The 13,131-nt window shown below is 55.8% G+C and carries 14 protein-coding genes; 9 read left to right on the forward strand and 5 right to left on the reverse strand.

The genetic code is table 11. The features are described from left to right. The first annotated feature begins 20 nt into the window (after nucleotides 1–20). Nucleotides 21–767 carry an aspartate/glutamate racemase family protein gene (locus IPM50_11150; protein ID QQS32222.1) on the forward strand — a complete coding sequence of 249 codons (747 nt, stop codon included), beginning with the start codon at nucleotides 21–23 and terminating at the stop codon, nucleotides 765–767. 208 nt (nucleotides 768–975) lie between these two features. Further along, the gene (locus tag IPM50_11155) at nucleotides 976–1,635 is read left to right on the forward strand and encodes an META and DUF4377 domain-containing protein (GenBank protein ID QQS32223.1); all 660 of its coding nucleotides are present in this window, start codon (nucleotides 976–978) and stop codon (nucleotides 1,633–1,635) included. 300 nt (nucleotides 1,636–1,935) lie between these two features. Here the strand turns inward: IPM50_11155 and IPM50_11160 are convergent, their stop codons facing one another. Next, nucleotides 1,936–2,487 (reverse strand): Spy/CpxP family protein refolding chaperone, encoded by a 552-nt coding sequence (locus tag IPM50_11160; GenBank protein QQS32224.1) that lies wholly within the window; start codon nucleotides 2,485–2,487, stop codon nucleotides 1,936–1,938. A 199-nt stretch (nucleotides 2,488–2,686) separates the two neighbouring features. On the opposite strand from IPM50_11160, the gene IPM50_11165 reads away from it, so the two are divergent. From IPM50_11165 to IPM50_11195, 7 genes are all read left to right on the forward strand, one after another. Next, nucleotides 2,687–4,612: a 1-deoxy-D-xylulose-5-phosphate synthase gene (locus IPM50_11165; protein ID QQS32225.1), complete on the forward strand. Its 1,926-nt coding sequence runs from the start codon at nucleotides 2,687–2,689 to the stop codon at nucleotides 4,610–4,612. 9 nt (nucleotides 4,613–4,621) lie between these two features. Beyond that, complete coding sequence (locus IPM50_11170; GenBank protein QQS32226.1) at nucleotides 4,622–5,365, forward strand: thioredoxin domain-containing protein; 744 nt, start codon at nucleotides 4,622–4,624, stop codon at nucleotides 5,363–5,365. Beyond that, entirely contained in the window at nucleotides 5,362–5,856 is a 495-nt protein-coding gene (locus tag IPM50_11175; protein QQS32227.1) for a vitamin K epoxide reductase family protein, read from the forward strand. Before IPM50_11170 ends, IPM50_11175 begins: the two co-directional genes overlap by 4 nt. Nucleotides 5,857–5,951: 95 nt before the next feature. After that, nucleotides 5,952–6,506, forward strand: coding sequence for a sigma-70 family RNA polymerase sigma factor (locus tag IPM50_11180; protein ID QQS32228.1), 555 nt, complete (start codon nucleotides 5,952–5,954; stop codon nucleotides 6,504–6,506). After that, nucleotides 6,503–7,360 (forward strand): anti-sigma factor, encoded by an 858-nt coding sequence (locus IPM50_11185; protein ID QQS32229.1) that lies wholly within the window; start codon nucleotides 6,503–6,505, stop codon nucleotides 7,358–7,360. The genes IPM50_11180 and IPM50_11185 overlap by 4 nt, the downstream gene beginning before the upstream one ends. 343 nt (nucleotides 7,361–7,703) lie before the next feature. Next, nucleotides 7,704–8,771, forward strand: a complete 1,068-nt coding sequence (locus tag IPM50_11190; protein ID QQS32230.1) for a class I fructose-bisphosphate aldolase — start codon at nucleotides 7,704–7,706, stop codon at nucleotides 8,769–8,771. Nucleotides 8,772–8,828: 57 nt separating this feature from the next. Continuing rightward, nucleotides 8,829–10,610 carry a hypothetical protein gene (locus IPM50_11195; protein ID QQS32231.1) on the forward strand — a complete coding sequence of 594 codons (1,782 nt, stop codon included), beginning with the start codon at nucleotides 8,829–8,831 and terminating at the stop codon, nucleotides 10,608–10,610. Here IPM50_11195 and IPM50_11200 read toward each other — a convergent pair. The 4 genes from IPM50_11200 to IPM50_11215 all read right to left on the reverse strand — a co-directional run bounded on the left by IPM50_11200 (nucleotide 10,598) and on the right by IPM50_11215 (nucleotide 13,111). After that, nucleotides 10,598–11,503 carry an MBL fold metallo-hydrolase gene (locus IPM50_11200; protein QQS32232.1) on the reverse strand — a complete coding sequence of 302 codons (906 nt, stop codon included), beginning with the start codon at nucleotides 11,501–11,503 and terminating at the stop codon, nucleotides 10,598–10,600. The two genes, IPM50_11195 and IPM50_11200, sit on opposite strands and share 13 nt — an antisense overlap. A gap of 67 nt (nucleotides 11,504–11,570) precedes the next feature. Beyond that, nucleotides 11,571–12,263, reverse strand: coding sequence for an MBL fold metallo-hydrolase (locus IPM50_11205; GenBank protein QQS32233.1), 693 nt, complete (start codon nucleotides 12,261–12,263; stop codon nucleotides 11,571–11,573). Nucleotides 12,264–12,389: 126 nt separating this feature from the next. Beyond that, on the reverse strand, nucleotides 12,390–12,668 hold the full coding sequence (locus IPM50_11210; protein ID QQS32234.1) for a hypothetical protein: 279 nt from the start codon (nucleotides 12,666–12,668) through the stop codon (nucleotides 12,390–12,392). Continuing rightward, the gene (locus IPM50_11215; GenBank protein ID QQS32235.1) at nucleotides 12,665–13,111 is read right to left on the reverse strand and encodes a GNAT family N-acetyltransferase; all 447 of its coding nucleotides are present in this window, start codon (nucleotides 13,109–13,111) and stop codon (nucleotides 12,665–12,667) included. Before IPM50_11215 ends, IPM50_11210 begins: the two co-directional genes overlap by 4 nt. Nucleotides 13,112–13,131: the final 20 nt, after the last annotated feature.

Here is a 13,131-nt window from a genome sequence, read left to right on the forward strand (position 1 = left end):
TCGCGGGCATGATTTTCTTGATGAATATAAAACTCGGCATCATTGATTGGGGCATCGGCGGCGTGGGCGTTTATCGCGAGATAAAGAAACGCGCGCCGCAGGCGTCGATCGTCTATTTTTCCGATACGGGCGTGACTCCTTACGGCAGGCTTTCACGCATTCAACTCGCCAAAAGGCTCGGCCTGATAATTGAATATCTTCATAGTAATGGCTGCGGAGCCGTCGTGATCGGCTGCAACGCGGCAAGCACGGCGATCGGCGATCTGAGAACGGACGTTCCCGTTTTCGGTGTTATCGAACCTGCGGTCGAGATGGCGGCGAAACTGCGTCCCGAAAAGCTCGGCATGATAGGCGGCCGGCGAACGGTGATGTCCGGCGTGCATCGTCGGCGTTTCGCGGAAAAGGGCATTGCCGTAAGACAGCGTGCCGCACAGCCGCTGTCGGCGTTGATCGAGGCAGGAAAAATAGACTCGCCCGAACTGCGTGCCGAGGCCGCACGCATCATGCGGCCGCTGAAAAACTGCACGCACATACTGCACGCATGCACGCATTATCCCGCGGCAGAACACGTGCTTGCGGAATTCGTATCGCCGACGACAAAGTTTCTCGATCCCGCTGCGGCATTGGCTCGGTCGATACCGGCGAAGTACCTGAAAGGCGACGGCAGCGACGTTTTTCTGACGACAGGCGACGCTGCGGCAATGCGGCGTTCGGCACATTTGGCGTTTGGCGTTGATATCGGAGCGGCGAAAAAGGTATCGCTCTGATGCGTACTTCTTCTTTGCGGCGCTTTGCTCAGCTTAGCGTCTTTGCGGGAAACGTTTTCCGCATCTCCCGCCAAGCCGCGAAGACGCAAAGGAACCGCAAAGGAAGACAAAGTGCAATCTTATGCTCCATTTTGCGTTCTAATTGTGGGAAGGTGTTGTTACTATGAGATCCGCAATAATTTTACTCGCAGCCGTTATACTGTTTCCGATGAGCGCATTTTCACAGCAGGAGACCATCGGCAAATGGAAGCTGGGCTCTTACAGCCTTGCTTCGAAAAAGGCCTACAACATCAGTGAATTCGGCACATATATCGAGTTCGCCGCAGAGATGCGTTTCGGCGGCAGCACGGGCTGCAACTCGTATCGAGGGCAATTTGTGCAAAAGGACGGTGAGATATCGGCGGGCGACATCATCTCGACCGACATGATGTGCCCGGGCGAAAAGGGCGAATTCGAGGTTGAATTTCTCGACCTGCTCGGCAAGGTAAACAAGCTCGAGATCAAGGAAAACGCTCTCTCCTTGTCGGATACGCGAACGGGATATTTTCTGCGATTTACAAAAGACAAACCTGAGACAGTTTCTGATACGGAAAATGACAACGAGACCGAAACGATCTATGTTGCGAACCGCACCGTCCGCTGCCGCGGCATCGAACCGCTCCGCTGCATGCTCATCAAGCGAAACCGTAACGCGAAGTGGGAAAATTACTATGATTCGATCATCGGTTTCGACTATCAGCCCGGCCAATTCTACAAATTGAAGGTCCGCCGTACGCCCGCTCCCAAAGGCAATGAACTTTGTGCCTACCGCCACCAACTCGTAAAGGTACTGGCAAAAGGCAAACAAGAAGTGACGATCTATCGTTAGAAAACCTGTCAGAACCACCTGCGGAGGTTGACGTTCCCGTCAACACTGGCATGTCTTTTGTGCCGGAACCGGGTGGTTTAGCTCAGGCCTCGAAGTTGCAGAAGCCCGCGCGTGAGCAAGGGCGATATCCGGAGCGTGGGCTGAAACAGAAAAACATCCGGCGGAAGATGTTTGCGTTCAGTGTTTTTATAAATGGTTCGCTATCGCCCTTGCTCACGCGCGGGCTTCGGCAACTTCGCGTAAACAAAAAAGAGGCCGTCCTTTCGGACGGCCTCATTGTGTTTTAGCATCGCAGAGCGTTTAGCTTACTTTCGGCTTAGCGGCCTTTTCAGCTTTGCGCTTTTCCATGCGTTCCTTGAAACGGAGCTCCATTTTCTGCTTGTGCTCTTCCAATTTCGCCTTCTGTTCTGCGGTCAGTACTGCATGGATCTGATCGCGGACCGAACGCTGTTTGGCGATCTGCTGATCGCGGAGAGCGGTCATGCGTGCTTCCTGTGCTGCGGTGATGGTGCCTTCAAATTTCGCTTTGCGAAGTTCGCGCATTTCCATCATCACTGTGGGATCCGGACGGTTTGCTTCGCGGATAGCCCTGATCTGGATCTTCTGCGCATCGGTCAGATCGAGTCCGCGCATCATCATGCCGCCCATACGGCCTTTCATCATGCCGCGGCCTTTAAAACCGCCGCGTCCCATGCCGCGTTTGTCCCAGCCGCCTTCACGTTTATAGGTCTTTTCCGCCTTGTTCTTGTCGCCTTTATCGGTGGAACTGTCCTGAGCGACTACGGCTGTCGAGAAGATCGCTACACCGAGCGCGAGCGTGAACACCGAGAGAATTTTATTTTTGATAGTCATGATTTCACTCCTTAGGAATTTATACAGCTTTCGCCGTTCGCTATTTAAGACGCGCCTTTTACCCCTTTGGTCTAAGCATTTAGCGCCAAGTTGCGTAAAGAAATGTAAATCCGCTATTGCCGCGCGGACGAAACGAGTCTTCAGAACATTGAACATTCTAGTTAATAAAAGCTAAAATGCGTCATTTGGATATCAGTTAATGAGATTTTTGTCTGAGATCAATTCACCGGCCGACCTGCGGCAGCTAAAGGTCGATGACCTGCAGGAAGTTGCCGACGAAGTTCGGCAGTTCATCATCGACACCTGTTCGCGTATCGGCGGCCATACGGGCGCAAGCCTCGGCGCGGTCGAGCTCGCCGTCGCGATGCACTACGTATTCGATACGCCGAACGACAAGCTCGTCTGGGACGTCGGCCATCAGGCATACGCACACAAGATATTGACCGGCCGCCGCGACGAACTGCACACGATAAAACAGGACGGCGGACTGAGCGGCTTTTTGCGCCGCGATGAATCCGAATACGACACCTTCGGTGCGGGCCACGCTTCGACATCGCTTTCTGCGGCGCTCGGTATGGCGGTTGCACGCGATCATAATGAGGACGATTTTCACGTCTGTGCGCTGATCGGCGATTCGTCGCTTGCGGGCGGCATGGCGATGGAAGCCATCAATCAGGCAGGCCATCTGAAATCGCGGATGGTCGTCATTCTTAATGACAACGGCATGTCGATCGCTCCGGCCGTCGGCTCGCTTAGCGGCTATCTGAACCGCATCAAAGAGGCGCAGAGCTACCAGCATCTAAAAGAAGAGATCGGTGACGCGCTCGAGAGCGTGCCCGGCATCGGCGGTTCGCTGCGGCGTGCTGCGAAATCTTTCAAGGACGCCATCGCCGCTGCGGTGCTGCCCGGAGCTTTGGTCAACGAACTCGGTTTCAAATACATCGGCTACGTTGACGGCCACAATGTACCCGCTCTCGTCCGCGCTCTCGAAGAAGCCAAAAAAGTGGACGACGGCCCCGTGATCGTGCACGCTCTAACGACGAAAGGGAAAGGATTTCCGAATCCCGAAAAGAACTACTACGCATATCACGCGACCGGCCCATTCGATCCGAAAACAGGACTGCCGTATAAATCGGGCGGCGGCGTTTCCGCACCGACCTACACTCAGGTTTTCGGCGAGACGATGTGCGAGCTGATGTCGCGCGACGAAAAGATCGTCGCACTCACCGCCGCGATGCCCGACGGTACGGGCGTCGATAAGGTGCTCGAAAAATTTCCCGATCGTGCGTATGACGTCGGCATCGCCGAACAGCATGCGATCACGTTCTGCGCTGGAATGGCATGCGAGGGCGTAAAGCCCGTCGCCGCGATATATTCCACGTTTCTGCAGCGTGCCTTCGATCAGGTAATTCACGATGTCTGTCTGCAAGACCTCAACGTCACGCTCGCTATGGACCGTGCCGGCATCGTCGGTGCCGACGGGCCCACGCATCACGGCCTGCTCGATATCGCGTACCTTCGCGGCTATCCGAACATCATATTGATGGCGCCTAAAGACGAGGCAGAGATGCGCGACATGATGCTGACGGCGATCGAACATCCCGGCCCCGCGGCACTTCGTTATCCTCGCGGAAACGGCTTTGGCGTGGACATTTCCGCCGAGCCGAAACTGCTCGAGGTCGGAAAGGCCGAGGTTCTGCGAGAGGGAAGCGGCGTCGCCATTATCGGCTACGGTTCTATGGTCTATCCTTCGCTCGAAGCGTCTGCGATACTTGAAAAGAACGGCATTTCACCGACCGTGATAAACGCGCGTTTCGTCAAACCGCTAGACGAAGAGCTTTTCGCGTCGCTGCTCGCGGAACATGACACCATCGTGACGGTCGAAGAGGCGTATCTGGCGGGCGGATTCGGTTCCGCCGTTCTCGAATTCTTCGAATCGAACGGCTCGATCGGCGATGTTAAAATAGTAAGAATGGGCGTGCCGGACGAGATCGTCACGCATGGCGATCCTAAACGCCTGCTCGCCGCATACGGCCTGAACGCGCAAGGCATCGCGGACCGCGTAGCGGCCGAATTGGCGGCGGCGCATGAAAGGCCGCAGAGAAAATTACAGTCAGTAGGCTGAACATAATAAATGAGTAAGAAAAAAGAAAACCCCAAAAGCAATCTTCCTATGTTGATCATCGCGGGTGTGCTGCTGGTCGCTATGATCGGCGGCTGGTATTTGCTGACAAGGCCCGCGTCGCCCACAGCGTCTGACGCGAACAGGGCTAATTCGGCGCCTGCCGCGAAAAAGAACGCCACGATCCCGCCGAACGCGCCTAAAGGCGCACAGCCGCCGACACAGGCCGGTTCGCCCACGGCAGCCGTAGTATTGGAAGAATTTGCCGATTTTCAGTGCGGTTCATGTGCCGCGGTCAATCCGACGATGAATGAGATCAAGTCGATATACGGCTCAAAGATCAACTTCATCTTCCGCAACTATCCGCTCAGTATGCACGACAAGGCGTATGACGCCGCCGTCGCCGCCGAAGCGGCAGGCATGCAGGGCAAATTCTGGGATATGCAGAACCTGATCTTTACCAATCAGGCGGTGTGGACGCGCAGCGACACGCACAAGCAGGCTTTCAAGGAATATGCCCAGAAGATCGGGCTCGACATCGCAAGGTGGGAGAACGACATTCTCGGCATCGCCGCGAAATCGCGAGTTGACGAGGATCTGAAACGCGGACGTGCGATCGGTGTCGATTCTACTCCTTCGCTTTATATCAACGGCAATCTGGTCCCGTTCAACGAAATGCGCAACATCCAGTCGATGCGTGCGATGATCGACGCCGAGCTTGCCAAGGTAAGTCAGCCGGCAGAGCCGCAGCAGTGACGGAAGACGTCGAATTTGAAGAAGATCTAAAGATGCCGCGAATACCCATCGCGGCATCTCTTATCGCATTGGTCGGTCTCGCGGATTCCGTATATCTCACCGCTAGCCACTACACCTCAGAGCCCGTTCCGTGCAGCCTTATCGAAGGCTGCGAAAAGGTTCTCAACAGCGAATTTGCGGTCATCGGCGATGTTCCTATCGCGGCTTTGGGTGCGCTCGCCTACTTTGCCGCGTTCTCGCTTGCACTGCTGACGGCGTTCCATTATCCGCGAACGTGGCAGCTTTTCGGGCTTCTGACGGCGGCGATGGCGGCGGCGAGCCTGTGGCTCATATATCTTCAGGTATTCGTGATCGGGGCGATCTGCCAGTTCTGTATGATCTCGGCTTTGAGTTCGATCACTCTGTTCGTTCTTTTTGCCGTTTCATACTTTTTGTCTCGAGGAAAAAAACTTGTATCCGCTGAATCCGATGAAACTGCCATCGCGAATTAATTCACGTGAACGGCGCGGTGCGGCGTTAACGGATTTTGCAGAGGTCGCTTGTTTACGGTATTTTTGAGTATCGAGACCGTTTTGTTCGATTATTTGTGACTGACTCTATCCTACAACGCATCGCCGCCGGGGACAGCACGGCCGTAGAAGATTGCCTAAAGAAATACGGCGGTCTGGTCTGGTCCTTGGCGAGGAAAATGCTTCGGAATGCTGATGATGCCGAAGATGCCGTTCAGGAGATCTTTGTTGATGTTTGGAAGAACGCCGAGCGTTTTGACGAAACAAAGTCATCCGAAACGACATTTATTGCTATGATCGCCCGCCGACGCCTCATTGATAAGATCCGGCATTCGAACCGACGCATCACCGCCGATTCTCTCGACGACGTTCTGCTCGAGCCTTTTACGCGTGCCGACAAGGACATGCAGCTCGGGCTGGAGGCTCGCGAGGCGGCAGTGGCCATGCGGAATCTGCGGCCTGAACAGCAGCAGGTCCTCAGGCTGTCGATCGTTCAGGGGATGTCGCATCAGGAGATCGCGGACGCTACTGGCATGCCGCTTGGCACCGTGAAAACGCATGCACGGCGGGGAATTTTACAAGTTAGGGAGCATTTAGGTTTGGGAAGCAGTAAACAGGAGGTGGCGCTATGACAGAAGAGCAGAGAGATCTTTTGTTCGACCTCCTGACCAAGAAAGTTTTATACGGTCTGGAGCCCTCGGAAGAGAAGCAGCTGGCTGAGTTCGATCAGAACATAGTCGATGCTGAGTTCCGCACGCTTGAGATAACCACGGCTGCGATAAATATGGCGGAGCTCGGCGATTTCGAGGCGATGCCCGATCACCTTTTCGCCCGCGTTTCTGAAAGTGCATCTGAATGGATGCCGAAAGCAGAGGCTGCAGAAGCACAGACTGCGTCCGCGTGGCAGCCTGCGGAAGACCGCGGCATCACCTACGCAGAACCTGAACGTCCCGGTTTAGGCTGGTTCGGTTGGTTAGGTTGGGCAGCGGCTGCAGCGGCTTCTATCGCACTCGCACTCAACCTTTTCGTTTATAGGCCGACGACGCCAGAGGTCGCTAAGCAGGAGCCGCCCGCACAGCCGCAGCCCGTTACGCCCGGCGAGCTTCGTTCGCAATTGCTTGCCTCAGCCAACGCCGTAAAGGCTGAGTGGTCTGCCGGCAACGTAAAAGAGATCGCACAGATAACCGGCGATGTCGTCTGGAGCGACGACAAGCAGACCGGCTACATGCGTTTCCGCGGCCTGCCCGTCAATGACGCGACGAAGGAGCAGTATCAGTTGTGGATATTCGAGGATCCGAAACTCGAAGCTCATCCGAAGGACGGCGGCGTGTTTGACGTGACCGCAGACGGCGAGGTCATCGTTCCCATCAACGCGAAACTGCTGACCAGGTCGCCGAAGGTCTTTGCCATCACCATCGAACCGCCGGGCGGCGTCGTCGTTTCCAAACGCGAGAAAATAGCCGCACTGGCAAAGGTCGCAGCGTAGCCTCTACGGACAAACAACAACATTGGAACGCGGGCATCCTTGCCCGCTTTCTTTTTTGCCGGACCGCAGGCTGCCAGCCTGCATCCTGTCAGAACCGCCTTCGGCGGTTGCCGGAACCGGGTGGTTGAACATTCACCAAGCGGGGGCGACGCCCCCTTCCGGACCGTCTTGCTTCGAGCAATTTCCCCATTTTACCATCCTGACCATCTATCAACACGGATTCACGCGATAAACATAATTTCAAAATGTCAGGAAGGGGGCATCGCCCCCGCTTCTGCAAAGAGTTGTGATATAATCCCTATTTTTATTTCGCTTTTATCATTACTTTTTCAGGAGAAAATTGATGTCCGTTGACCTTAACAGAATCACTGAGCTGCTCGGCGATGAGGCCGACAAATTGCTGAACCACGTTTCGACGACGATACCGAAAGAGAATATTCACCTGCCGGGCGGCGATTTTGTCGATCGCATTTGGGCCGGCAGCGACCGCAATCCGCGCGTGCTGCGTTCGATGCAGGCGCTCTACAATACGGGCCGTCTCGCCGGCACGGGCTACGTTTCGATATTGCCTGTCGATCAGGGAATCGAGCACTCGGGCGGAGCTTCGTTCGCACCGAATCCGGCGTATTTCGACCCCGAAAACATCGTCAAACTCGCCATCGAAGGCGGCTGCAACGCCGTTGCATCGACCTACGGCGTTTTGGGCTCGGTCGCCCGCAAGTACGCTCACAAGATACCGTTCGTCGTAAAGATCAACCACAACGAACTGATGACGCTGCCGAACAAATTCGATCAGGTGATGTTCGGCACGGTCGATCAGGCTCATGATATGGGCGCGGTCGCCGTCGGCGCAACGATCTATTTCGGTTCGGAAGAGGCGACGCGGCAGATCACCGAGGTCGCTGAGGCCTTCGCCTACGCACACGAACTCGGCATGGCGACCATTCTGTGGTGCTATCTGCGCAATCCGGCGTTCAAGACGCCTGATGGCGACATGCACACGGCCGCCGACCTGACCGGACAAGCAAATCATCTGGGCGTGACCATTCAGGCCGACATCATCAAGCAAAAGCTGCCCGAACGCAACGGCGGCTACAACGCGTTTTCCGGCTACGGTAAAACGCACAAGAAGGTTTACGAGGAACTGACCTCGGACAATCCTATCGACCTGGTCCGCTATCAGGTGGCGAACTGCTACATGGGACGCTGCGGCCTGATCAACTCGGGCGGCGAATCGAAAGGCGCAGGTGACCTTGCCGATGCCGTCCGCACTGCTGTCGTCAATAAACGCGGCGGCGGGACGGGCCTCATCTCCGGCCGCAAGGCGTTCCAGCGGCCGATGTCAGAGGGCGTCGAGCTGCTCAACGCAATTCAGGACGTTTATCTGACGAACGAGATCACAGTTGCGTAATTGCCTTTCAGTGCGGGAGCCGTCCGGCCGGTCGGCTCCTTTTTCTTTGCTCAAAATATGAAGCCGCGTCTTGCATGGACACTCGCGCTCGTGCCCGTCATCGTGATGACGATGCTTGCGATGCTGCCGCAAGTGCGTCTGTGGCAGACGACGGGCGAAAATTGGGCGGGCTCGTATGCAGCGTCAAATTACGACGAGGTCGCGTATTCGGCATACGTCAACGGCCTGATGAACGGCGAGCCGCGGCGTTACGACCCGTATATGGCCCGCGAGACGAAAGAAGAATCCATCTTTTCGATACAGTTCATTCCGGGCTACGCGATCGCGTTGCCGGCTAGAGCTTTGGGCGTATCGGCATCGACGGCGTTCATTGCTCTGCATGCGTTTTTTGCGATATTCACGTCTCTGGCGATATTTTGGTTGTTGTTTGCCACGACAAGAAGCGGCGTCGCTGCGGCAGGCGGAACGTTGGTCATATTGTGCCTCGGCACCGCAGTAACGTACGAGGGCTATCTGCGGCAGATCGTCGAAGAATTTCACATCATCGAATTTTTCCCGTTTCTTCGCCGATATCAGCCGGGCTTCGGTTTTCCGCTGTTCTTCGTGATGTGCGCCGCCGCGTGGCAGACGCTGTATTCAGACAGCCGACAAAAAACGGCGTGGGCGGCGGCGGCGGGCGTTACGTTCGCGGCGATCGTATTTTCGTATTTCTACCTTTGGACAGCGGCTCTCGTCTGGCTCGCGGCCGCTTTTGCCATCGCGTTCATTGCAAACAAGGAAAACCGCCGAGATATTTTCCGAAACGCCGCCATCGTCGGCTGCATCGGAATCGCTGCTCTTTTGCCTTACTTCTATCTGCTCGATCAGCGGTCGCGTAATTCCGACGAGGTCCAGCTCTTGGTTTACACTCGCGAACCCGACCTTTCAGCACCGACCGTCATCGCCGCGTTCATTGCATTCGCTGTTGCGGCAGTTCTGCATTTCGCTAAACGCATCGACGCTCGTTCGCCGCAGGCTAAGCTCACCTATGCATTCCTTGCCGTTCCCATTGTCGTGCTCAATCAGCAGGTCATCACGGGCCGCTCGCTGCAGCCGATACATTACGAGATATTCATCGCGAATTACTGTGTGCTAGCGGGGATCTGCATCTTGCTATGGCTCGCGTTTTCGGGGCTGAAAGGGAACTCGCTGCTGCCGAAGGTCGCGTTCGCCGTGCTCGGCGCCGCGGCGGCGGTGTGGGGTTCTTTTGAAGCGGACCACGGTGCGAAACGAAATTTCGGCATGGTAGCCGTTCGCGAGGCTGTCTATCCGGCGCTTGAAAATATCCGCGAACGAAGCAAAGGCAGATCGGAGCCGCCCGTCATTCACTCCGCCAATCCTATAATCGCTAGCCTTATCCCGACGGTCGTTCCGGCGCATGTCGTCTGGGCTCCGCACCTCGTCGCGGGCGGTTCCGTAAGCGAGGCGGAGGCGAAAGAGCAGTTTTACCGTGCGATATATTTCTCGGGTTTTGACGCGAAAGACCTCGAACACGTTCTGAAGATACGCTGGTTTGAAAAGGTGGCGGCCATATTCGGCGGCGGGCGTGCCTTGCCCGAACTCGGCGGCGTCAACGACCCGATAGAGGATGACGAGATCGTCGCCGAATCGCAAAAATACGGCGAATTCGTCGATTCCGTCACCGCCGCCGTCGCATACGAGCCGCTGTTGAATTACTTCATCGTGCCCGACGGCGAAGAGCCCGATTGGTCCAACGTCGAGCGGTGGTATTCACGCGACGGCGGCACTGTGATCGGGCTCTTCAGGGTTTACGAGCTAAAGCCGCTCTATTTGGAATAGCTGCGAAAGACGGTCTCGATCCAAGCGTTCGTGTTAATAAATCCGGAACCCGCTTCCTTGTATTTCTCGGGCAGGCCGGCGGCTTTCAGTTCGTCGAGCGTCTTGCCTGCTGCCATTCCCTGGCGTATCAGCAGCGAAGTTTCGATGATCATCTGGTGATAATCGCGAAGCTCATTGATGGTCGCGACAGGGCCGTGGCCGGGAATGATCTTCGCGTCCGCGGGAATTAGCTGTAGCAGATCGCCGATATTGCCGATCAGCCCCTGAACGGTGCCGCCGCTTTCCAGATCGACGAAAGGAAACCGCGCGACAAAGAACTTATCGCCGAGGTGAAACACGTTCGACTTTGTGAAATGCAGCACGGTGTCGCCGTCCGTGTGGCCGCGGGGCATGTGAAACGCCTTCACTTCCTCGCCGTTGAAAAACACCGAAACGCCCGACGCAAATGTGATCATCGGCAATGCGACCTTTGGCGACGGCGTGCGTGCCTGTCCGCGGAACATCGTCGTTTCGGCCATGCGTTTGCGGACATTTTCGTGTGCCATGATCAGCGACGACGCACCGAAAGGTTCGTTGCCGCCCGTGTGGTCGCCGTGCCAATGTGTGTTGAAAATGAATCGCGGCTTGTCCGAGCCGAGTTTCGCCATCTCGGCCTTTATGCGGTCGGCCACGTTCGCGAACTGCGTGTCGATCATCAAAATGCCGTCCTCGCCCACCGAAAGTCCGATGTTGCCGCCGCTGCCGAACAGCGCGTAAATATTGCCTGCGACCTTTTCGGTGCGGAAATTGGGCTGGCCGTTCTGTTTGGTGTGGCCGCCGACCAACGTCGCGTGCCCGAACGCCGTTGACGTAAGCAGCAGTGCTGCGAGTGAAAATGTTATCGCTCGTTTCATTCTTGTCCTCCGAGGTTTTCTACATTCTAGCATTCGCCCGCCGCCGCCGAACAGATGCCGAGATACGCTAAATGAAACGCCCGCGGCCGGCGTCGTAAATGCCGTTGAGGAAAGGGTTTTGACGGCGTTCGCGGCCGACGGTCGTTTCCGGTCCGTGGCCGGAATATACGACCGTGTCGTCGTCGAGCGTGAGAATTTGTGCGTTGATCGATTCGATCAGCTGCTCGTAACTGCCGCCGGGCAGGTCCGTCCGCCCGATCGAGCCGTAAAAAAGACAGTCGCCGACAAATACCTTTTTCTCGCTTTCTTCGGCGAAAACGACATGTCCCGGCGTGTGTCCCGGACAATGCCGCACCGAAAAACGCAGCTCGCCGACCTCGTAGATCTCGCCGTGTTCCCAATTGCGCGTTAGCGGCGGCGGTGCGTCGAAATCGAGCCCGAGAGCCGCAAGCTGGCTTTGCTGAATTCCCATCAGCAGCGGCTGCTGCGGCAGGCCGAAATACAGCGGCTCATCGCCTTTGTGAATGATGATGTCGGCTTCGGGATAGTCGTCGTGCAGGGCTTTCGTCCCGCCGACGTGGTCCAGATGCCCGTGCGTCAGCGTGATTGCCTGCAGCTCTAAGTCATTGTCACGCAGATAGTTAACGACATCATCCGAAGCCTCGCCCGGATCGATGCATATCGCCTTGCGTGTCTTCTCGCACGCTACGACACGCGTATTCTGTTGAAATGCAGTTTGTGGAAACGTCGAAATTATCATCACGATCTAAATTTTCCAGTGGATAGTTTTAAGTGTTAAGTGACAAGTGAAAGAAACTATCCACTTACGACTTGTCACTATCCACTGAAGAAATTCAATTCAGCCGCGGCACATGAAATGAAGCTTTCATGCGAAACTGCCCAAATATGGCTCGATATCGAAAGCATCCGCTCGGCGGTCTTTCAAAATAAAAACGATCGCCTCACGATAGGTTTTCGCGTCGGGCTTGCCCGTAAAACACGGCGTCTCGTTGTCGCTGAGGCTCAGGAAACTAGTCAAACACGCGAGCAGCATCCAAAGCAGAATTTCTTCGTCCGTGCCGATCGCGTTGTGTTTTATTATGCTCTCACGGTCCTCGATTATGCCGTCAACGATGCGTGCGAACTGCGTCTCGGTGATCTTCATAGGCTCTCTTCGTACATATAATAATGCGACCGCTCCATACCGAGCTTTTCGTAAACTCGCTGTGCGTTCTCGTTATCGAGATCAACGTAAAGCCTTATTCCGTAAACATCTCCCGACTCGCGGGCACGCTCTTTCACAAAATCGTAAAGTTGGGTGTATATCTTGCGGCCGCGTGCTTCAGGCACGATAAAGACGCTCTGGATCCACCACCACCAGCCGCCACGCCAGTCGCTCCATTCATACGTGATCATCAGCCCGCCGAGCACCTCATCGCCGTCTTCCGCCACGATGTAAAACCCTTTCTGCGGATCGTCAAAAACGTCCTCTACCGCACGCGTGACCGTGTCGCGATCGAGCTGTTTATTCTCGGTCTCCATCGCCATCGCGCAGTTGAAATCGACAAAATGCCGTGCATCGGTCTTTTCCGCAAGCCTTACTTTCATAACCTGTTTCTTGACGCGGC

The organism is Acidobacteriota bacterium (assembly GCA_016700075.1).
In the GTDB taxonomy this organism is placed as follows: Bacteria; Acidobacteriota; Blastocatellia; order Pyrinomonadales; family Pyrinomonadaceae; genus OLB17.

Bases quoted from the DNA above. Each gene is read 5' to 3' on its own strand.
- IPM50_11150 (QQS32222.1), top strand. From the start codon at position 21: ATGAATATAAAACTCGGCATCATTGATTGGGGCATCGGCGGCGTGGGC.
- IPM50_11155 (QQS32223.1), top strand. From the start codon at position 976: ATGAGCGCATTTTCACAGCAGGAGACCATCGGCAAATGGAAGCTGGGC.
- IPM50_11160 (QQS32224.1), bottom strand. From the start codon at position 2,487: ATGACTATCAAAAATAAAATTCTCTCGGTGTTCACGCTCGCGCTCGGT.
- IPM50_11165 (QQS32225.1), top strand. From the start codon at position 2,687: ATGAGATTTTTGTCTGAGATCAATTCACCGGCCGACCTGCGGCAGCTA.
- IPM50_11170 (QQS32226.1), top strand. From the start codon at position 4,622: ATGAGTAAGAAAAAAGAAAACCCCAAAAGCAATCTTCCTATGTTGATC.
- IPM50_11185 (QQS32229.1), top strand. From the start codon at position 6,503: ATGACAGAAGAGCAGAGAGATCTTTTGTTCGACCTCCTGACCAAGAAA.
- IPM50_11190 (QQS32230.1), top strand. From the start codon at position 7,704: ATGTCCGTTGACCTTAACAGAATCACTGAGCTGCTCGGCGATGAGGCC.
- IPM50_11195 (QQS32231.1), top strand. From the start codon at position 8,829: ATGAAGCCGCGTCTTGCATGGACACTCGCGCTCGTGCCCGTCATCGTG.
- IPM50_11200 (QQS32232.1), bottom strand. From the start codon at position 11,503: ATGAAACGAGCGATAACATTTTCACTCGCAGCACTGCTGCTTACGTCA.
- IPM50_11205 (QQS32233.1), bottom strand. From the start codon at position 12,263: ATGATAATTTCGACGTTTCCACAAACTGCATTTCAACAGAATACGCGT.
- IPM50_11210 (QQS32234.1), bottom strand. From the start codon at position 12,668: ATGAAGATCACCGAGACGCAGTTCGCACGCATCGTTGACGGCATAATC.
- IPM50_11215 (QQS32235.1), bottom strand. From the start codon at position 13,111: ATGAAAGTAAGGCTTGCGGAAAAGACCGATGCACGGCATTTTGTCGAT.